Below are 21,358 nucleotides of genomic sequence, written 5' to 3' on the forward strand. Positions count from 1 at the left end.
TCTGATTTAAGAAACAGCATCTTTCTTTATTAACCTATTCTTCAACATTTCAAAAGTCAGGGCTGCCAAAGCGTAGCCCCTTTTTCTTCCGCCTTTTTCACAATGAGCTCACATAAACGATGCGTCTCAAGAGATTCCTCCATTGAAGGATACGGATGAATGCTACCTGAAATACTTCTCAGGAAATGCGTAATAATATCATTGAAGCCCCTTCGCTTTAAAACAGGCACCCAATCTCCAAAGGTCCGATGCTTCTCTTCACCTTCACTTAAATAAATCTTATTGTTTAGATCACGCACCATATGTTTTTGACCAGAACCTATCACTTCAAGACGCTCTTCGGTCATGCCACTGTCACGGTTCATGAACCCGATAGATGTATAGTTGTCTCCATCAAGCTTGAGCATAACCTGCACCAACAATCCATTGTGGACCTTTACAGAAACAGAAACATCCTCTACTTTACCCGGAGACAAGTAAGATATAGTATCTACTACATGAATAAAATCATCGAAGATAAATCTTCGAGCAAAATCAGGTTGGTATACTCGGTTCTTCTCCATATAGATATAGCTTCTGTCGTTCACTTCTTTAAGCTCTGACACCAAAGGAGCAAACCTTCGATTAAAGCCCGTCATAAGCACACAGTTCTTCTCGCGAGCAAGTGCTGTAAGTGCTTCGGCCTCTCCGAAATGATAAGCAATCGGTTTATCGACATATACGTGTATGCCTGCGTTTAATAGCTGCTTAATAATATGCGGGTGAGATTCAGTTGAAGTATGTATAAAAGCAGCATCAATTCCTCTCTGTATCAAGTTCTCAATCGTAGGCTCTGTTTCAGTAAATCGATATTTCGCTTTAATCTGTTCAAGCACATCTTGATTTCGTGTACTAAGAATCCACTGCACCTCATGCATAGAAGACATGATTGGTAGGTAAGCTTTCTGTGCGATACTGCCTAATCCAATAACTCCAACCTTCATTTTTTCTCCCCTTTTCCTATGAAACGAACATATTTACTTCTATTATAAACATTACGTATTGAAAACAAAAAACACGCCTTGAATAAGGCATGTTCTCAGAGTGGAACAAAGATAGCTTCATGATTCACGGAAATTAAATATCGTCATGTTTACCTGGTACTACCATAATGTGATCCCAAATAAATTTCTTCTCTTGCTCCGTTAAATTGCTCTGTTCAAGTAATGATCGAATTCGTTCTTCAAGATGACCCACCCAATTTAGAAACTGATCAATATCCGGTAATCGTTCAGTTGCCACTTGCTATCCCCGCTTTCCGCATCATAAAAAGATTTAGGGCTAAAGCTGAAGTAGTCATACCTTGTTACTTGTATCAATCATACTTGAAATTTGTTAAGTAGGCGTCAACTGAACATAAAATTACAGTTAGTCATTCTTGTTTTCATAAAATACATGCTGCGCATTCAAAACACCGTTATTCAACTCGATTATTCCATATGAAAAATGCGATTGCCGACGTTTATCCGTTGGTGATCCAGGATTGAACAGGAGAACATCTCCTATCTGTTTCATCACAGGAATATGTGAGTGACCAAATATGATACAGTCCACCTTCTGGTCCGCAAAAGTATTTATAGCTCTACTCTCAGTCGTTCCCTTAGTTCCATGACCATGGACGATACCCAATCGGTGTCCCTCAATTAGCAACAGCTTACTTAACCCAAACCTCTCAATAATTCCCTCTGAATCTGCATTTCCTGCAACGCCCTCGACCGGTGCAATCTCTTGCAAAGCTTCATAAACTGATTCATTTGACCAGTCACCCGCATGAATAATCAAGTCCACGGATTGAAGCCCTTTTAACAGCTCATTAGGAAGCTTCTTCGCCATTCGAGGCATGTGTGTGTCTGACAATACCCCGATTCTAAATATGCTAGGCATCTCATCCCTCCTCCCCTCTCCATGTCATGTCTATACTACAGAGCCTATCATGAACATTTATTTTCATGAAGAGGTATTACATATTACATGTCCTGAATACAATGTGTACAAGCATTTTAATAACAATAAAATCCTTGTCTTAGTGAACAGGAGTGAGAACATGAGTCTATTTTTAAGCTATGTTATTCTTGGACTGTCTTTATCCGCCCCAATCGGGCCTATTAATGCCGCCCAACTGGACAGGGGTATCAAAAAAGGGTTCTGGCACTCTTGGTTATTCGGACTTGGAGCTGTGCTTGCAGATATTCTCTACATGGTACTTGTCTATTTAGGTGTTGTTCATTTTCTTAGCACACCATTCATGCAGACTTTCTTATGGCTATTTGGTGCATTTGTTCTAATATATACAGGCATCGAAAGTCTGATTAACGCAGGCAAGGTCAATATCAGTACCAAGAAGAAAGATGAGAGCTTAATCGCCAATCTATTCTCCGGCTTTCTCATGTCTCTTTCCAATCCCATGACAATCTTATTCTGGCTCGGAATCTACGGTTCCGTACTTGTTAAGACAGCATCCGATCACGGGAAAAGTGACCTGTTCTTATTCAGTACCGCGATTATTATCGGCGTATTGATCTGGGATTTGACGATGGCAGGTATATCAAGCATATTCCGGAAATTGTTAAGCACTCGGGCTATCACATTGATTTCTGTCCTATCTGGTCTTTCACTCATCATTTTTGGTATCTACTTCGGAGTACGAGCACTCAAGTTGTTACTATTGTAATAAAAGCTCATCTAATCCGTCTATTCTTAAGCTTCTTTGGCCTCTCGCCACTTTGTCCGCAGCATGATTAAGACGATTACAGCAATGATTACTATAAAACCAAGGCTTATCCAAAAACCAGGCCGGCTCGTTTTGTGAAAAAGTGTTCCGCTTACAGCAAGCAATATAAGGATCATTCCTAGGTATCTCTTCATTTTACCCCAAACCGATAAATCAAGATTTCGTCCCGCTGAGATTAGAATAAAGAACCAATTATACAAAAGCATAAGCCCGGCAGCCGTCGTTAAGTATTCGTATATTTTTCCTGGCATCAGTAGAGATAGAACAATAGAAACGATCAGCCCGGCTGCCGTTAAACCGAGTGCGTAAATGGGTGTCTTCCGTTTAAACATTTTCTTAGAGAATAGCTGCGGAGCATCATGATCTTCTGATAAGGTCACGAGCATTGTTGTCACCGCATATAGAGAAGCAACCATCGTTGAGAATCCCGCAATGATTAGAACAGCATTAAATACATGGGGAACAAAGGGTAAATGATAGGATTTTAAAGCTACAATAAATGGACTCTCTGTCGTTGAAAACTTATCCCATGACAACATCGTGAGCGCTAACCCTAAAGAAAGTACATAGACTATTGCCAGAAGAAGGATCATGACTCGACCTGATTTCGGAGCATCTTGCGGATTTTTTAGCCTTATCGCCATAACCCCCATTACCTCAATACCTCCAAAAGCATAAAACGCAAAAATGAGCGAGGACCATAATCCCAGTCCACCTGTTGGGAAAAATGAAGAGGATATGCCAGGTACCTTCGGCTCAGTCCCACCTTTTATCCACCCCATGAGTGCTATAAATGCGATCACAAGAAACATCACTATCGCAGCAATTTTAATAATTGCAAGCACATGTTCCAAACGATCAAAACCTTTATTCCCAATCCAAATAACGAATATGCCTAATGCAGCAAATATAGCAGCGAACACCCACAACGGAATGGCTGGAAACCAAAACCTCGAGAAAATCGAGAGTGCCGTCATCTGGCTCCCCATAATAAGCACTTCTGAACACCAGTACATCCAACCTGTCGAGAACCCCGCCCAGCGTCCATGAGCTTTCTTCGCATAAGATCGGAAAGATCCTTTTTGCGGGTCTTCTGCTGTCATACGAGCTAATACATCAAATACGATAAAAGTCCCGATTGCAGCTAATATAAATGATATCAATATTGCAGGTCCTCCAAGTTTAATCCCAAGACCTGATCCCAGAAAATACCCTGTACCAATTGTAGAAGCTACCCCAAGAAGCGATAGCTGCCACCATTTCAGCGTTCCTTCTGTTTTGCCTCCTGATTCCTTAGCAGCTGTCTTGCTCATGGGAATCCCTCCTTTAAATCGGTTGAATTATCCATATTTTTCAGCGCGAAAACGCAACTGTTCATGGATCATCCTCAGTATGTGCTGAGCGATTGATGCATAATCTCCCCTCTAATCGCGAAAGTTATCCTTAAACACCGTTTTTTGGAGGGATCTGTTTGACAGCAACCCGTGGCATTCCTATATCTCAAGGATTCATGCTGTTAATGTTGACAGCAGGATTAACTAATCATGTCATGATTATTCCAGTTGTATTAGAGAAATCGGACCGTAATGCTTGGATTACAGTGGTAGTTGCCGGTATTCTCTTTGTTCCCTGGGTACTTCTCGCTTACCGTTTAATGACAAAAATAGGGACTCGATCCATCAGTAAAGCCATAGAAGATAGCGCTGGTAAATTCGCTAGAATACTAATATCCACGATGATGGCTTTGTATTTAATAGCCTTTTCCTTTTACACATTAAAAGAAGTAATTGATTGGACAAAATCAACTTATCTGCTTCAAACTCCCATTCTTGTTACTTCGGTTTGTCTTATAGCTCTCTGCCTAATAACGGCTAGAAGCGGAATGACCACCATTGGTATTACCGCTGGTATCCTACTGCCGATCGTTATCATCCTCGGTATTTTTGTAGCAACAGTCAACGTGAAATATAAAGACTATTCATTTTTATTACCAATACTTGAGGATGGTTTCGGGCCCATATTAAAAGGTCTTCCCATTGTATTCGGAGGATTCACCCAGTTTATTCTTGCAGTATTTATCACACCACATACCAAAGGAAAGATGAAGCTATGGACAGCTTTAGCTTTTCATGTGGTGCTCGTTATTCTTACACTTGGACCTACAATAGCGGGTATAACAGAATTCGGTGCGGATGAGATGAAGTTGCAGCGCTATCCCGCCTATGAGCAGTGGAGACTCGTTAAGTTAGGGAAATTCATCGAACATGTAGATTTCCTATCCATTTATCAATGGTTAAGTGGCGCATATATTTCCATCAGTCTATGTATGTATCTGGCGGGGGAAGCGTTATTTAAGAAAATGAATCGGACTGCAGGGATGATAGGCTTCTCCTTTCTTCTGATCATTTTGTGCGCTGCACCAATCAGCAACTTAAAAATGTACTTTTGGATGAGGGATTATTTCATACCTGGTTCCGCAATCTATACCACCGTCCTCCTACTGCTTATGACATTCTTGATTCGGGGTGCTAATAATGAGCCGACCCATACTCAGAAAGGAGAGCCTCCATGTACTTCACCCCACAAAACTTGAAAGAGCAATTTAGAGAATGTGAAGATGTAATAATAAAAATATATCCCGATCCATATTCAGACGGCGATCAACAGCCATGGGCGATAATTATTTACAATGTGATGATATGTGATCCTTCCGTATTATCTGAAATACTACTACCGGTAATCGGTGATGAATGGAATCGTTCTTGCTCGGAAAACAGAAAACCAGATCCGGACGATCTCGAATCTACACTCACCTTACAGCGAATACCCGTCGAATCTGAAATACTTGTCGAAAATGTGTTTTCTGGGATGGCTGTCATTATCCTTGCAGGAGAAAACTTTTTCTTCACATATAATGCCGCATCAGATATAAACCGATCGCCCGAAGAAACCAATACAGAGATTGCGATCAAAGGGGCAAGAGATGGCTTTGTTGAGAGCTTGGAGACAAATATAGCTTTGATACGAAAAAGACTTAAAACAACAGATATGGTGTATTCCTCATTTAGTGTAGGTAGTATCTCACCAGCTAAAGTAGGAATGGTTTATTTAAAAGAGAAAGTTGTACCTGAAGCTGTAACTATGATAACTGATAAACTAAATAGCTACACAGGGGAGTCCCCAGCTGGACCTGGCGAACTGATTGAACATTTGTCCCCTTATAAATTCTCATTACTACCTGTTTTTGACTATACGGGCAGACCTGATTACATTTTGGATTCACTCATGAGAGGGAGACTAGCTCTTATCGTAGATGGGAGTCCGATAGCTATCATCGCTCCTTCGAGCTTAATGCAGTTCTTGTTCTCTGCTGAAGATCCGACACTACCTTATTATTTTGCTTTTCCTTGGAGGATTCTGAGGTTGATTGGGATCATCTCTGCTATTTTATTACCAGGCTTTTATATCGCATTGATGTCTTACCATCAGGATCAGATTCCTTTCCCTTTACTTGCTACCGTGGCCAATACAAGACTTGGACTTCCTCTTTCCGGTTTCTTTGAGATGGTTCTATTGCTTTTTCTACTCTCTTTACTCAAAGAAGCGGGCACAAGAATGCCAGCTCCTGTAGGTTCAACCATCACGGTTGTATCTGGTATTATCATTGGCGATGCAGCTATTAGAGGCGGATTATTCTCCCCTACGCTCACCGTAATTGGAGCCATATCGTTTGTTGCTGGTTCAACCATTTCAAACCAAGATGTAGGTGTATCCACAACATTAGGCAGATACTTCGTGCTTATCTTATCAGGGATTTTAGGGCTGTTTGGTTTTTTTGTTGCCTTGTTTTTTGTCGTTCAGTATGCTGCTTCACACCGTCCATTCGGACAGCCTTTTTTTGCACCTTTTTCCCCCTTCTCATGGCCAAAAATCATTCGAAATTTCATGAGATTTCCAGGCAAAAATAAAAAAGGTGGCTCCCTATGAAACGATTCATTCCGCTGTTCCTTATCGCTGTTTTTTCGTTATCGATCCTTCCGGGGTGTTGGGATATTCGAGAAATACAAGAAATAAACTATATTACAGCGCTTGGTATTGATTTTCGGAATGAAGAATACATCGTATACGCCCAGATGCTTGACTTCTCGAGCGTAGCAAAGCAGGATAGTGGAAAACAAACAGAACAAATACCAATTTGGGTCGGAAGAGGATCCGGTAAAACGTTATCCGAAGCTATAACTAACCTCTATACGACGAATCAGCAGCATCTATCATGGGCGCATGTAACTGCGCTGGTCCTTACAGAGCCCGTACTGACCGATGATCGTATGAATCAGGTATTTGATCTAACCAATCGCTCACAGGAAATTCGTTATACCAAATGGGTATATGGAACACAAAACCGAATAGAAGAACTATTCACGACCACCCCCTTTTTTCAGTTATCTCCCCTTCATTCACTGCTGCATGAACCGATGGAGAGTTTTAAACAATTTTCATTTATCCGACCCATACAATTCAATGAATTTATTATTCGTTACCGAGAGAAAGGGGCTACTGTTGTGCTACCATCTTTACAAATATCAAGTGCCAATTGGTCAGAAAATATGCGGCAACATCCGTTAATGCAACTTAGCGGAGCCTTTTTTATTCAGAATCAAAAGAATAAAGGATGGATGAGTCGGGAGGATATTTCCGGTATACGATGGTTAGCCAGCCGAGCAACAAGAGCTGCTGTAGAGATCAAGAAAGAGGGAGAATCCTTAGGTAGCATTATACTTGAAGCACCACACTCCGTTGTCGAGGTCATTTGTCAAAACAATGATGTTTCTTACCGTATTAAATTAAATGTCAATGCCACCGTTCAAAATGTTCGCCAACAAATTAGTCTACAAGAAATGAATGCATCGGCTAAAAAAGCTTTAACCGATGAAATTATCCAGACTTTTCGTAAAGCAACCAAAAAAAATATTGATCCATATCAGTTATCACTGCAACTGTATCGAAAAAACCCTAAGTTGTGGAAAAAATTACAAGAGGAAGGCAAGGATGTTACCTCTGATTCGCTACAGGATGTTGAAGTTACGATTGGTCTTCGTTTCTGGGGTCAGCGTAAGGATATGAGAAACTGAGAGAACAGTACACAAAGAAGCTGTCCCAACATTCATGGGGACAGCTTCTTTGCTGTTTTGATATTAAATTTTATTAGGGGGCTAACGTTTTATAACATTTTCTTAATATCTTCTTTAAGTGATTCCGCTTGTGGTCCAAACACGACCTGTACCGCGCCTTGACCCAGTCTCATTACACCGGAAGCGCCCAGTTTCTTAAGTTCAGAATCTTTAACAGCTTTATCGTCTTTTACGACAAGACGAAGACGGGTTATACAAGCATCAATACTTGTAATATTCTCTGGTCCACCGATGTTCGCAAGAACTTTTGCAGCTTTGGAATTCCCAGTTACCACACCCGATGCGTTCCCCTCGGATACTGCTACTTCCTCTACAACCGCTTCGTCCTCATCCTCTTCTCGTCCAGGAGTCATTAGATTTAGTTTTACAATGATGATCCGGAACAGGAAGTAGTACAACACGCCAAATGCCAAACCGACCGGTATTAGCAACCACGCATTGGTTGATAGTTTCAAGTTCACCAAGTAGTCAATCAGACCTGCTGAGAAAGCAAATCCTAAATGGACATCGAGGAGGTACATGATCAATCCGGAAAGGCCTGTCAGAATCGCATGCACTACGTATAACACAGGAGCAAGAAACATGAACGAGAATTCAAGTGGCTCAGTAATACCTGTCAAGAATGAGGCGATGGCTGAACCGATAAAGATGGATCCAACAAGTTTTCGTTTCGAAGGTTTCGCTGTGTGAATAAATGCAAGTGCAGCAGCTGGCATTGCAAACATCATAATTGGGAAGAAACCTGTCATAAACATACCTGCTGATTTATCACCCGCGAAGAATCGATATAAGTCACCTTGAACGACTTCACCAGCAGCATTCGTAAATGTACCGATTTGGAACCATGCGATAGAGTTAAGTACATGGTGCAAGCCAAGTGGGATCAAAAGACGGTTCGCTGTACCGAATAGGAATGCTCCGATACCACCAAGACTTACAATCCAGTTACCGAAGTCTGCAATCACATTCTGTATTGGGTACCAAATCATACCCACCAGTACAGTTAGAACCATCGTTGTGAAAGCTGTAATGATTGGTACAAACCGTTTACCTGCAAAGAACCCTAGCCAATCAGGCATCTTAATATCGTGGAACTTGTTATATAAGTACGCAGACCAGATACCGACGAAGATACCGCCAAGCACACCCATATTTAATTTAACATCGTCTGCGATAAAAGGCATTTGTCCAGGTACCGCAGCCAAAATGTTAATCATAACCTGATAGGAGATAAGCGCGGAAAGAGCGGCAACCGCATCTCCAGCGAATCCAATTGCAACCCCTATTGCAAAGATCAGAGCCAAATTATCTAGTATCGCTAGTGCTCCTGATGTCATAAAAGGGGTTACATATTGATTCAGGAATGCACCAACGGCACCTAAAGGTATATCTTTTTGATAGTCGATCAAGCCTAAACCTTGCAGGATACCTGCAGCAGGTAATGTAGCAACAGGTAGCATGAGTGACTTACCAAGCTTCTGTAATTTTGCCAACATGTTAATCATCCTTTCGATATCAATAATTTAACATCTCACTGAAAACGTTTACATAATGCATCGAATGAACAACCAGTTTGTTCCATCCCATTGTCTTTATACGCTTGTCTTTGGATACCCCCAAACCAAAAAATAGTGTATTAAACATTTGAATGCGTCTCACTCTGGCTATCCGGTCCTATGGGAATCAACAAAAAAAGCCAAGAAGAAAGGACGACTATATTCCTATAGTCTCATTCTTCTTGGCTCATGCCCATATTTATGGTAACACGCCTTAAACGTATTCATTTGATGTTGTTATCTTAAATCAGACGTTTAAGATTGTCAATAACAAAATATAATTATTAAGAATTTAGCGTGATGCTAAGTACGGAGTCCGAGCCCGCAGACACTTTTCCTGTATGACCTTCGACATCAGATGCTAATTCATCCGCATTCGTAACAATGACTGGCGTAACTGTTGGATAACCAGCAGCCTTAATAGCATCAATATCAAATTCGATTAAAGTTTGTCCTGGTTTAACGGTATCACCGACACTAACATGACTAGTGTAACCTTCACCCTTTAGACCAACGGTATTGATTCCGATATGGAACAAATATTGCAGACCTGTTGCTTTTTCTTCAAGCATAACTGCATGCTTTGTTTTTATGACATGAGCTACCGTACCTTCAAATGGTGACACTAAACGCCCTTCCGTCGGCTCTATAGCAATCCCTTTACCCATATGACCTGCAGCAAAGGCTTCGTCCGGCACTTGAGACAAAGGTACAGCCTCACCAGTTAATGGGGATTTTACCTCAACTTTATTTACTACTGCTTTCTTTCTCCAACGTTCAAACATTTAATTGTCCTCCTTATTAAGGGTGTTGTCTTGTGTGCGTCCTCTAAATAGTCGGTAAAGATGCATGGCTAAGAAACATACCTCAGCTTCAGGAATGGTTCTTCCCAAGTCCGTTTCCATAACAGTGGCAAGACGTTTAGCCAATTCATATTCATCTGTAAATTTAGCCTTGATCTGATCTGCGAATGGATTATCAACCTTAACAGAATGATTCAATATTCGATCTACAGAGAAACGCAAGTGCATCAGTAGACGGACGTAATCCATACTGCCATTCTTAAACTCCAAACCTCGTTCTTGTTCAATCATACTTACAAGGCGACCTACCATATTGGATGCTTTCACAAGCTGTCCAACGGGAACGTGGCTTACTGCAGAATACACGTGATACGTTAGAAAGCCCACCTCATCTTCCGGGACTTTTATGTCAAAAGCCCGGCCGATCATTTCAGCAGCTTTCAGAGCGATGTCATACTCTTTAGGAAAACTGATCTTCGTCTCTTCCAGAAATGGATTAATTATATCCATCCCTTTACGAATACGATAAATCGTAAACTGAATATGACTTGGTAATGCGAGATATACTTTGTCATTTAGTTTGCCCGGAAATTCTGTGGTGATGCTGTTCAAAATCTCATCTGTTATTTCAAGCACTTTCGGATCGAAATCCTCTAACAGATGATGATACTGGCTCCATTGTTCCCGATCCTCCAGCTTAAACAGCTTCTCGATGCGGGGATCATCCGCTGAGATCGTTCCACCAGTCTTTGTACCAAAACCGATACCTTTTCCAAGGATTACATATTCCAGTTCCTTTTTAATGCTTTGGACCATGACTACATTGTTTCCGATCACACGAATGACCTTAAACGTTTCCGTCCCGCTCATGTAGATCCCCCCTTCTATTAGCTTAAACCGAATATGGCTGAAGGATTCATTGGTTAAAAAAAGAAAAGCCAAGGAAAGCCTTTAATCCTAAAGGCTTTCCTTGGCTCATGCCCGTAAAACGGTAACACGCCATTACAATGTCGTAGTTATAGAATAATCATAATGCATATCAAATCCACCGTCAACTTGCACAGGGAGTCGTCTATATATGCCATTCACCATTCAGCCAAAGATCGGATAAGACGATTTTTCTACTATGCTTTTTGTTAAAACTCACAAAAAAACATTAAACAAAATCATGTTCAAATGAAACAAATCAACGGTTTATTTGCCATGTCACTTACTATCCATAAGAGATACTCGAATTGCTGCAATGACATCGCTCAACTGAACGGGTTTGTTCATATAGCCACTAGCACCCGCTGCTAGGCATTTATCTTTGTCTTCCTTCATCGCTTTGGCCGTTAGCATGATAACAGGCAGTGATGCTAGCTCCTTATTTTCTCGAATTCGCTTCAATGTTTCGTAACCATCCATCTCTGGCATCATGATATCAAGCAGCACCACATCTATGTCTTTCTCCATCTCGATAATTTCCAGACATTCATAACCATTCTGTGCCGTTAACACCTTCATCTTAACCTTCTCGAGAGCATTCGTAAGACCATAAACATTCCGAATATCATCATCAACCAGCAGGACCGTCCGTCCCTCTAATTGCAGGGTCTGATCCCATTCTTCAAAATCATCCTCAAGCAAAGAGTTTATATTCCAGCGACTAGTCTTCTCGATGGTTGCAGCAACTTCTGGAACGATGAATAAGTTTTCATTCTGAGGAACTTCTTGTTGAGATGGGAGATAGAGGGTGAATCGACTCCCCTTTCCTTCCCTGCTCTCAACAGATATGTGGCCTCCCAATAAATTAGCTAATTGTAAAGAAATCGACAAACCAAGTCCCGTACCGCCAAATCTTCGTGCTGTCGCTCCATCTCCTTGGCGGAACGCTTCAAAAATAGGTTTGAGATTCTCTTCCGAGATGCCAATACCTGTATCTTCGACCATAAAGGTAATCATTTGTCCACTACAACAATACTCCTGTGATTTCAAGAAATCTACTGTACCAATCGTTAGTTTCACACTGCCCTCATCCGTAAATTTAATGGCATTAGATATTAGGTTTCGTAGAATCTGATGCAGCCGCATGCCATCACTATATATCGTATCTGGGACATCATGCTGTACTTCAATATCAAAACTTAATTGTTTCCTTTCAGCAGATTTAGCGAAATAATCATTCATTATTTCTGGCAATTCTGTTAAGTTGACCATATCTATCTCTACTTGCATTTTACCAGCTTCAACCTTTGAAAGATCGAGAATATCATTAATTAAATGCAGCAATTCACTGCCAGACTTATGAATTACAGAAGCGTAATTCTCTTCTTCATCACTTAAATTCCCTTGCTTATTCTCAGTCAAAATTTGAGAAAGTATGAGCATACTGTTAAGAGGTGTACGCAACTCATGAGACATATTAGCCAAAAACTGCGACTTGTACCTAGAGCTCTGCTCTACCTGCTCCGCATACTTCTCTAATTCTATGGCAGTATGCTCTGCAGCTAATCTTTTCGCTTCTAATCGTTCGTTTAATATTTGCGTTTCTTCAGCATGCATCTGAAGCTCTTCCGTCTGCGCTTGAAGCTCTTCGGTCTGGCTCTGAAGCTCTTCAGACTGCACTTGCAATTCTTCATTTAACGCCTGTGAATCTCGGTACAATTGCTGTATTTCCATCTTGTGAAAGAGTGAATTCATCGTATTTCCTAAAAGTTGAAGAAACTGTTCTAGCAGTTGTACCCTTTGTTCATCTAATGGTTTAAACATCCCCATCTCTATTACAGCAAGCACCTTACCCTCGAACATAGCCGGTGCCACTAGCAAATTCGATGGTTCAGCATCTCCCAAACCTGATTCAATTCGAATATAGTTAGGTGGTATGTCATCAAACTGAATTGTACGTTTCTCCACCATACATTGTCCTACTAGTCCTTCACCTATGGAGAAACGGTCTCGAACCTTATCCCATGGTTCTCCATTCGGATCGGCAAAAGCTGCTGCCTTAACCAGTTCCTTATCATCACGATTAACGAAAAGAGCAGCATAAGGGACCCCCATCACACCGGCTGTTTTATGGATGAAAAAACGAGATAATGTGTCAAGACGATCCGCGCTTTGAAGAAGTGTGGACATGATGGTGACCTGATCTTTCACCCATGATTGACGGCTTACATTTGTTAGTAACTTATTCGTATTTTCAGCCAAATCATAGACCTCATCACGGCTGTTTACCTTAATTCGTTGTGATAGACTACCTCCAACAGCTACTCCGTCAGCGATATCAGAGATCATCTTAGAAACTGCACGTATCGGTCCAACAATGCTTTTCGATATGAATATAGCAGCCAAAATGGTAGCTAAAGCTATACCTATCCATAAGGAATACATTGTAATCATCAGATTTGTATTGCTGTTCTTCATCATTGCAATACGCTCGGAGGTAAGCTCCCTCTCTGTAGAACGAAATGTAGAAAATTGGTTGTGTATCGTTTCCATCGCTTGCTTGCCTGGATCGTTAATAAAAAACTGCAATGCTTCTTCGTCCTGACCAACTTGTTTTAGACGAACAGCTGGTTGTCCAGCAACTTCAATCCATTTATTAATATTACTCTTAATATTCACTAGGTTCTGTAATTGCGTCTTATTATCGGTAATAAGTTGATATAACTTATTGTAATTCAATTCCCAAGTTGATAAAGCTTGCTCGTAGGGTTCCAAGTATGCAGAGTCACCCGTAATAACAAATCCACGTTGTCCTGTTTCGAGTTCAAGCATATTCTTCTCTATCTCATGAGTAAGATTATGAACCTCTATATCATGTTTCTCTATAAAATCCGCTTCTTGTTGGAGTGAAGACAAACGTCCCGAAACAACAAATAGAAATACGCCAAGACAGATTAATACAAGGGTATAGCCAAGTATTATCTTTGTGCGAATATTTATTTTCAGGTTGCTAGACGACAACATGCCAACCTCCTTTGCACTATCATTTATTTCCTTATTATTATAGTAATTGTTATGAAAAAGGTTTACAAGAACAAAGGTGTCGCGTCCCTTTCAACGTGACTTTTGTCGTAGGCCCTCCCGCATGGATTTAGAACATTTTTAAAAAAACAAAACCACGATTCCCAATTAAAGAAATCGTGGTTTTTATGTAAGTATTCCTAAAAATTATGATTGATTTAATCAATAAAAAATTGCTGTTCAGGACGTATTCTTTTTTTAAGCAGTGCCAAATCCGCTTCCATCTTAACCACGATTTCCTCAATCGCAGAAGGATCGATGGTTGGACGATCTGGTTCTGGCCTTACTCCAGCTTTCAAATCGCGAATCAAGATCTGCTGTTCCTGCCACTTATCCATTAAATCGGAGATGGTAGCGTAGAATCGTTCGTAATCTTTAATAACATCATCTAAGAACGAATCAACTTCTTCCGCATCATAACCTCTCAATTTGTTTGCAAATTCTTTTTCATGGATAGACAAAGCGTCCAGTTGAATGCCCAGCTGTCGGAATAGTTTTTTTTGTTTATCCAATCGGCGTTTCATGTGTTCATCCATTATCGATTACCTCCAAATATTGGTGCGGACCCTGTCTTCACATCCTGCCCCTTTCTTTTTTATATCACATTCAACGTGTTGATTAAAACCGTCTACAGATTTTTTGGAGAAAGTTCCAAAATCCGCTCAATGACTTGAAATATTAAATCTGATTGCCAATAGCCCATTTAGGGTAAGGAATGTACAGAACGCAAGTCAACAGACCTAGGAAGGGAGAGTTATTTTATCATGCCACATCTTAATGACAAACAGCTAACTGAGCTGAAACATAAGTTGATTGATGAGAAAGAACAAATCTCCAAACATTTCAACCCTTCGGATAAAGATCATAGACAACATACATCCGACTCCTTACGAGAATCCACAGGTGAACTCAGTTCTGTAGATAATCACCCTGCTGATATTGGGACTGAAACATTTGAACGTGGGAGAGATCAGGCCATTGATAGTACCTTGGAAGCAGAACTGAGCCAGATCGATGCCGCTCTAGATCGTATGGAGGAGGGAACTAACGGATCCTGTGAAGTATGTGGAAATCCTATTCCATACGAGCGCTTAGAGGCTTTACCATACACACCTTACTGTATTAATCATGCTTCTGATCAGAAGTTATCAGACGATCGTCCTGTGGAAGAGGATGTTATGACCCCCCCTCCTTCTGGAGCAGGTGTACATCGTCAAAAAATCGCAGGCAGATTTGATGATGCAGGTGCTTGGGATGCAGTGGAAGATTACGGTACAGCAACTTCACCAGCGATGGATGTAGAACCTGAAAAGGATAGCTACAAAAAAGACGTATAGGTAGCAACGATTTCCTGACAAACCGGGCACCGGAGGATTCTCCGGTGCCCGATTTATTTCTATTCCAAATCATTTCGGATATTCGTAGCGAAAAATTCGTATGACCGGTATTGATCACCTTTTTTCTTATCTTTGTATTGCTCACACATTTTCGTGACTTCTTGAAAAAAATCACGTGCCTCTTCATCAGTCATATATAGTGTATTATTCACCATGCTTGCAAATGCCCTGTTGGAGTTCTTGACCTGATTGAAGAAGCGTTCTTTATTTTGCTCATATAGTTCAGATAGTAATTTATACGTTTCAGACCGCATCAACTCAGTGGCAGAAGGCTCATTATGCGCATCTTGACGTTTGATTTCAATCGTACCTGTAAAGGGCAAATAATATTTAGCAACAATACCATTTATCTCTTTGGTTGAAACCAAATAAACTAAACCAATCTTCTCCAGCTTTTTCACATGATAGTGAACTTTAGCAGGCACCTCTCCCATCTCATCAGATACTTCTTTCACTGTGGCTGGTCGATTCAATTTATGAAATATATTTAAAATTTGTAGACGGTACGGATCAGAATAAATCTTAATTTCTTCAAGCGTAGTCAGAACCTTTGTTTCCACGTCCGAGCACCTCAATTTCACGAATCAATAGTATGATTTCATTATAGGCCGGAAGGGTACAAATTACAAAGTTCAATCAGATCGCCCAAAAGCTCTTTTTACCCAATAGTATGATTACTGGAATAATTAGAACTATGCCCATTACCAAATAAAGAATTGCAGGTGTACTATATTGAGCTGCTAAACCGGTTAAAAAGCTTCCGATTGGCATAGCAGCTGTACAAATTACAGAAACCAGTGCTCCGATACGTCCGAGCATTTCCCTTGGCGTAACTTCCATGAGGTACGTAGAAAAGGGTGTACTTGAAAGTGTAACTGCAAAGCCTGATATGAACATACTTACAGTTGCTACCTCCATCCTCCCGACAGATATAGCTGCTGGCAGACTCATCATCATGTATCCGAAAGCAAGCAATAAAGTTCCCAATAAAATAAGTGCGCTTTTCCTGAACCGTCCTCCGTAATTACCAATCCATATTCCTCCGGTGATCATGCCTATGAGCAAGCCTGTTCCAAGCACACTCATACCACCAGCTCCACCACCTAGCGTTTCACGTACATAAATGGGTTGTAACACATTAAGAGGGATTAGACAAAAATTAATAAATGCACCTAAAAAAATTGTTGTCAGAAGAAGAGAATCTTTGTATATAAAGACCAATGCCTCTTTCATGTCCCCTATCACGTTATTAAATGCGCTTTGTGAACCCTTTGGATGCTGAGCCGTAACATGGTTTCCCTCACTACCTTCAGGATTAGGTATCAATGCGATAATTATAGCCGAAATAATAAAGGTCAGCGCATCGATTGCTATGGTTCCGGCCATACCTATAAATGCGATAAATGTACCAGCAACGGAAATCCCGATCAGCTCAGCCGTTCTGCTAACAGAAGAAGAAAATGAATTACCAGCAAGCAGTTTCTCTTTTGGAAGTAGTCTTGGGACAAGGGAGACCTCTGCGGGCCTTGAGAAACACTCCAGCGTGGAGTTCATGAAAGTAAGAACAAATAAATGCCAGACATGGAGTTGATCCAGCGCATACAAAATCGCTGTTAGAGTTACAAAAAAACCGCGACCTGTATAGGTAAGGATGAGTACCTGCTTTTTAGACCATCGATCTACCAATGCACCAGTCATCAAGCTAAACATTAATCCTGGAAGAAAGTTAATTGCAAATAACGAACCCATTAATATTTCGGATCCCGTTAGTGTGTAAACCATCCAACTATAAGCAATGGAGTCTAGTGAATCTCCGAATCTGGAAATGGTTTGTGCAATCATATACATCATGTATGATCGCACCTTAACAAGCTGACGAAACCCTTGTTTCTCCATGACCGTTGCCGTGTGCATGTTTAATCCCCTCTTCGATAAATTTATTATTACGTTAAATTTATTTTAACGTTAATTTTATTTTATCGTTTTTCTAATTTAATGCAATAGACAAAAAAAATAAACCGCTAAAGTTTAGCGGTTTATTGATCGCTCTACGCTTATCCAATTAGAACTCTAGTTGATGTTCGTGCTGATTCAAGGCAAGCATCAATGACACGGATATTCTGAATCGCATCTTCTGGGCTATACGGGAGTGGAATGCCGTCCTTGACAGCCGCAGCGATCGCATCGGCTTGAAGTGCGAAATGATTATGAGCTCCAAGTCGTTCTTCACGAGTACCCTTCGCGGTATGAATTAAAATCTGCGCTTGATCCTCCATACGTTCCCAACCAAAAGCCGATGGCAATTCTATCCTACCTTCACTTCCGGAGATCTCTAAGCTGCAACGTGAATAGGCCCACATGCCGCATTCAAAGGTTAATCCAAGACCATTCTCAAATTCGAGCAATCCATGCGCCATCATGTCTACACCGTCATGATCCTCAGAATAAGACGCATGGGCTGTAATCGCTAAGGGTTCTTGACCATATATCATACGGGCCGCAGAGATTGGATAACACCCAACATCATAGATCGAACCTCCACCCATTTCTTTGCTGTAACGGACGTTTCCCTTATCCGCTGCATTGTTAAAGGTAAAGCTTCCATGTATACTTCGGACTTCCCCAATTTCTCCACAATCAATCAACTCGCGAACACGGGCATGCTTCGGGTGATAGCGATACATAAATGCTTCGGCGAACACTACCTTATGCTCTTTTGCTGCATCTACCATTTGACGCACGTCCACTTCGTTTAAGGCAGCAGGCTTCTCACATAAAACATGCTTTCCTGCCATAATAGCCTTAATTGTCCATGGCTTATGCAGGTGATTAGGCAAAGGTATATAGACCGCATCAATCTCTGGATCATCAAGCAAAGCTTCGTAGGACCCATAATACTTTGGAATGTTAAAATGTTCTGCAACTTCAGCGGCTTTGTCCTTATTTCGGCTCGCGATGACGGTTACCTCACAGCGTTCTGACTTTAAAATACCTGGTATCATTGAGTTTCTAGCAATTCTAGCCGTACTCATAATACCAAAGCGAAGTTTATTACCCATGAAGTATTCCTCCTTTGATCTCCTCAATAATTATCTATTACCGCTTTATTCAGTATACCTAAACAACGATCGAGGTCACTTTTCACCTGTTTCTTATAGAGTTTGGCCTTTTCCTCCCCATCACTAGTAAAATGATAGAGTACGATCTCTTGAAAATCGACCTTAGGATCATTCCCCTTCAACTGCTTCGTTCGATACAGTACCCCTTCTTGTACAAGCTCATGAAGTGCTCTATAAATCTCACTCTGAGGAGGGGAGTAACCATGTTTCTTAAATTCCTTTCTCATTTCTTCCAGCATCTGATAACCATATCCTCGCTGCTGTTCTACCATTGTAATCAGATATACTTTAATAAATGCCCTTTGAGCGATCATGAAAGCCATCTTGCCGCCCCCTTCCTTGAGATCTTAAATTCGCTATATATACCATTATAAACCACCATTTCTCACTTTGCACAAAAGGGGTAGTCCTCCTTTTATCCTCTCAGAAAAGTAGATAGATACGAGAGTAATAGCAGAATATGAGCAAGCTGAAATAGATTAAGTTAATTTTTTATTATTGTGAATTTTTCACTTGTTGAAAATATTATGTATACATATAGCTAAAAAAAACCGCCATGTTGGCGGCTTTAATATATTTTACATTTTCACTGTCGTAATAGACTCCCTCTTCGCCCCTCGACTTCTACCACCAGGCACACCACCTAACCACTTACCATGAGGTAGGAGTGAAATAGCCCTAGTGCCCAGATAAGCCAAGGTTACACTAATTAACCAAGAAGAAATAATTCTTACCCCTGAAGGCATGGAGATCATGATGCTTTCATCTACCACATAACTAATACGTAATGTCAGCAGATGCATCAAATATGCACCAAATGAATATAGACCAATACTTGATAAAATCGTATTTACAGCGCGTCCACTTCTCCGACAAATCCAACTCGCAAGATCATACATGGACATAATCGAACTTATGAGAAAGAGCGCCATCAATGGACGAAGTAATGATAAAGAATAGAATGTAATCCTTGTTCCTTCTGCCATTCGAACTTCCTGTATTCCTTGAGTCAATAAGAAACCAAAAAAGAAGCAGAATACAGCCCAATATAATGGCCTAGCACGTGAAATCCATGAAGACCACATCCCCGGATTCATTCCCGCGGCTGCTCCCAGAATAAAATAGAATGAAAAATAGAGAGCGTTACGATCTGCATAGGTTGTAAACAAATCACTCCACACCGGAATATGTAAATTCTCCATCCAGCGCCCGATAGTCGTAATATTTGCTGTCATTACGATAAACAGAATCCCTGCCATAATTAACAAAATAATATTTATCTGTCGACTAAACCGACTAACAATACCCCGCAAAGCAGAACGAAACAGTGGGTATAGTAGATAAAATTGAAATAGCATAATGATGTACCACAGATGTGTACTTGCCTTACCCGTGATCAACATTAGACCTAATTCAGTCCATCCAGCAACAGAACCCAAATGAACAGAACCATTAATGACCACATGAATTACGGACCATACGACAAATGGAATATAGATATCACTGATGCGCCTTTTGACAAAGGGAGCATATCTAAATTGCTCAGAATCATTGTAGAACAGAACCATACCTGTAATAAATATAAAAACAGGAACAGCAAATTTTGATATCAAGAGCAGCACAGCCATAAGCACACCGTCATTCATCGTCATTCCTGGAGCTACTGTATAATGGGCAATAGAGTGCTGTAGGACAACAGCTAAGAATGCTAATCCCCTTAGACGTTCAATTTCCAGTATTCTCTCTTTCCTCAATCCATTTCTCTCCGATCGTATTAAACTATCAATCATTATATATTCCTACGACGGAAACAACACTGTTCATATCTTCCAAGTGATTTTAGATTCCACTGCTCTTATTCATTAAAAAGTCCGGTCCCTGATAAGGAACCGGACCAACCGTTTATCTTAATACCATTTTCCAACTACAAGATTACAGTATTGTACCACGAGGAGGTAGCTCGTCTTCTGCTTTTACACCATTCCTACCATAGGTTTCTGCGTTGAGAGAGCGATTCGTACGGAAAATATCATGAACATCAACATCCTGTCGACCTGCTTCAACGAGTACTAGAATACGTCCTTGATTCACGTAAGATTCATACTCTTTTGCTTCCTCTTCAGGAATGCCGAGCCCAATTAATCCGCCCACCAAACCTCCTGCTCCTGCTCCTACCGCTGCACCTGCGAAAGTAGCTGCGATCGGACCTGCAGCTAGAATAGGCCCAATCCCAGGAATAGCTAGAGCTCCGATTCCTGCGAGGAGTCCCGCTGCCCCGCCAAGAACACCTCCTGTAGCAGCACCCGTTGCTACACCTTCCGGCGCCTTCGTACCTGTTTCATCCGTTACTGCTTCAACATCGCGCTCATCCTTAGCAAGAATCGAGATTGCGTCCTTAGGGACACCTCTATGCTGTAGCTCTTTTATAGCCTCAGATGCTTCTTGCTCTGTTTCAAATACGCCAACAATTTTCCTTTCCATAATGCGTCCCTCCTGTAATCGATTGTGGATTT

At 41.0% G+C, this 21,358-nt stretch carries 20 protein-coding genes; 5 read left to right on the plus strand and 15 right to left on the minus strand.

The window, feature by feature from the left end:
- Positions 1–56: 56 nt before the first annotated feature.
- The 3 genes from ACK8P5_RS15475 to ACK8P5_RS15485 form a co-directional block, all read right to left on the minus strand.
- Positions 57–983 carry a Gfo/Idh/MocA family protein gene (locus tag ACK8P5_RS15475; protein WP_422657160.1) on the minus strand — a complete coding sequence of 309 codons (927 nt, stop codon included), beginning with the start codon at positions 981–983 and terminating at the stop codon, positions 57–59.
- Positions 984–1,116: 133 nt separating this feature from the next.
- Positions 1,117–1,281: a hypothetical protein gene (locus ACK8P5_RS15480; protein WP_422657161.1), complete on the minus strand. Its 165-nt coding sequence runs from the start codon at positions 1,279–1,281 to the stop codon at positions 1,117–1,119.
- A gap of 126 nt (positions 1,282–1,407) precedes the next feature.
- Entirely contained in the window at positions 1,408–1,923 is a 516-nt protein-coding gene (locus ACK8P5_RS15485; protein ID WP_422657162.1) for a metallophosphoesterase family protein, read from the minus strand.
- 160 nt (positions 1,924–2,083) lie between these two features.
- On the opposite strand from ACK8P5_RS15485, the gene ACK8P5_RS15490 reads away from it, so the two are divergent.
- The gene (locus ACK8P5_RS15490; protein WP_422657163.1) at positions 2,084–2,710 is read left to right on the plus strand and encodes a LysE family translocator; all 627 of its coding nucleotides are present in this window, start codon (positions 2,084–2,086) and stop codon (positions 2,708–2,710) included.
- A gap of 26 nt (positions 2,711–2,736) precedes the next feature.
- On the opposite strand, the gene ACK8P5_RS15495 is transcribed toward ACK8P5_RS15490, so the two are convergent.
- Positions 2,737–4,083, minus strand: a complete 1,347-nt coding sequence (locus ACK8P5_RS15495; protein WP_422657164.1) for an amino acid permease — start codon at positions 4,081–4,083, stop codon at positions 2,737–2,739.
- A 158-nt stretch (positions 4,084–4,241) separates the two neighbouring features.
- On the opposite strand from ACK8P5_RS15495, the gene ACK8P5_RS15500 reads away from it, so the two are divergent.
- The 3 genes from ACK8P5_RS15500 to ACK8P5_RS15510 are packed head-to-tail and all read left to right on the plus strand — an operon-like array spanning position 4,242 to position 7,902.
- Positions 4,242–5,363, plus strand: a complete 1,122-nt coding sequence (locus ACK8P5_RS15500; RefSeq protein ID WP_422657165.1) for a GerAB/ArcD/ProY family transporter — start codon at positions 4,242–4,244, stop codon at positions 5,361–5,363.
- Entirely contained in the window at positions 5,339–6,757 is a 1,419-nt protein-coding gene (locus ACK8P5_RS15505; protein ID WP_422657166.1) for a spore germination protein, read from the plus strand. Before ACK8P5_RS15500 ends, ACK8P5_RS15505 begins: the two co-directional genes overlap by 25 nt.
- The gene (locus ACK8P5_RS15510; protein WP_422657167.1) at positions 6,754–7,902 is read left to right on the plus strand and encodes a Ger(x)C family spore germination protein; all 1,149 of its coding nucleotides are present in this window, start codon (positions 6,754–6,756) and stop codon (positions 7,900–7,902) included. Before ACK8P5_RS15505 ends, ACK8P5_RS15510 begins: the two co-directional genes overlap by 4 nt.
- An 89-nt stretch (positions 7,903–7,991) precedes the next feature.
- Here ACK8P5_RS15510 and ACK8P5_RS15515 read toward each other — a convergent pair whose 3' ends face one another.
- The 5 genes from ACK8P5_RS15515 to ACK8P5_RS15535 form a co-directional block, all read right to left on the minus strand.
- Positions 7,992–9,458 carry a PTS transporter subunit EIIC gene (locus ACK8P5_RS15515; RefSeq protein ID WP_422657168.1) on the minus strand — a complete coding sequence of 489 codons (1,467 nt, stop codon included), beginning with the start codon at positions 9,456–9,458 and terminating at the stop codon, positions 7,992–7,994.
- Positions 9,459–9,802: 344 nt separating this feature from the next.
- Positions 9,803–10,303 (minus strand): PTS sugar transporter subunit IIA, encoded by a 501-nt coding sequence (locus ACK8P5_RS15520; protein WP_422657169.1) that lies wholly within the window; start codon positions 10,301–10,303, stop codon positions 9,803–9,805.
- Positions 10,304–11,191: a PRD domain-containing protein gene (locus ACK8P5_RS15525; RefSeq protein ID WP_422657170.1), complete on the minus strand. Its 888-nt coding sequence runs from the start codon at positions 11,189–11,191 to the stop codon at positions 10,304–10,306.
- Between the two features lie 336 nt (positions 11,192–11,527).
- The gene (locus tag ACK8P5_RS15530) at positions 11,528–14,272 is read right to left on the minus strand and encodes a CHASE3 domain-containing protein (protein WP_422657171.1); all 2,745 of its coding nucleotides are present in this window, start codon (positions 14,270–14,272) and stop codon (positions 11,528–11,530) included.
- 215 nt (positions 14,273–14,487) lie between these two features.
- Entirely contained in the window at positions 14,488–14,865 is a 378-nt protein-coding gene (locus ACK8P5_RS15535; protein ID WP_422657172.1) for a DivIVA domain-containing protein, read from the minus strand.
- A 228-nt stretch (positions 14,866–15,093) separates the two neighbouring features.
- On the opposite strand from ACK8P5_RS15535, the gene ACK8P5_RS15540 reads away from it, so the two are divergent.
- Positions 15,094–15,666, plus strand: a complete 573-nt coding sequence (locus ACK8P5_RS15540; protein WP_422657173.1) for a TraR/DksA C4-type zinc finger protein — start codon at positions 15,094–15,096, stop codon at positions 15,664–15,666.
- Positions 15,667–15,725: 59 nt separating this feature from the next.
- On the opposite strand, the gene ACK8P5_RS15545 is transcribed toward ACK8P5_RS15540, so the two are convergent.
- The 6 genes from ACK8P5_RS15545 to ACK8P5_RS15570 form a co-directional block, all read right to left on the minus strand.
- Positions 15,726–16,286, minus strand: a complete 561-nt coding sequence (locus tag ACK8P5_RS15545) for a helix-turn-helix domain-containing protein (RefSeq protein WP_422657174.1) — start codon at positions 16,284–16,286, stop codon at positions 15,726–15,728.
- Positions 16,287–16,362: 76 nt separating this feature from the next.
- Positions 16,363–17,640: an MFS transporter gene (locus ACK8P5_RS15550; RefSeq protein WP_422657175.1), complete on the minus strand. Its 1,278-nt coding sequence runs from the start codon at positions 17,638–17,640 to the stop codon at positions 16,363–16,365.
- 140 nt (positions 17,641–17,780) lie between these two features.
- Entirely contained in the window at positions 17,781–18,785 is a 1,005-nt protein-coding gene (locus ACK8P5_RS15555; RefSeq protein ID WP_422657176.1) for a Gfo/Idh/MocA family protein, read from the minus strand.
- A gap of 23 nt (positions 18,786–18,808) precedes the next feature.
- Positions 18,809–19,168, minus strand: a complete 360-nt coding sequence (locus ACK8P5_RS15560) for a helix-turn-helix transcriptional regulator (protein WP_422657177.1) — start codon at positions 19,166–19,168, stop codon at positions 18,809–18,811.
- 255 nt (positions 19,169–19,423) lie between these two features.
- Positions 19,424–20,599: an acyltransferase gene (locus tag ACK8P5_RS15565; RefSeq protein ID WP_422657178.1), complete on the minus strand. Its 1,176-nt coding sequence runs from the start codon at positions 20,597–20,599 to the stop codon at positions 19,424–19,426.
- A gap of 178 nt (positions 20,600–20,777) precedes the next feature.
- A complete protein-coding gene (locus ACK8P5_RS15570) occupies positions 20,778–21,326 on the minus strand; it encodes a general stress protein (protein WP_422657179.1) in 549 nt (182 codons plus the stop codon).
- Positions 21,327–21,358: the final 32 nt, after the last annotated feature.

Origin of the sequence: Paenibacillus sp. EC2-1 (assembly GCF_049311625.1) — a bacterium.
Taxonomy (GTDB): Bacteria; Bacillota; Bacilli; order Paenibacillales; family Paenibacillaceae; genus Paenibacillus_AQ.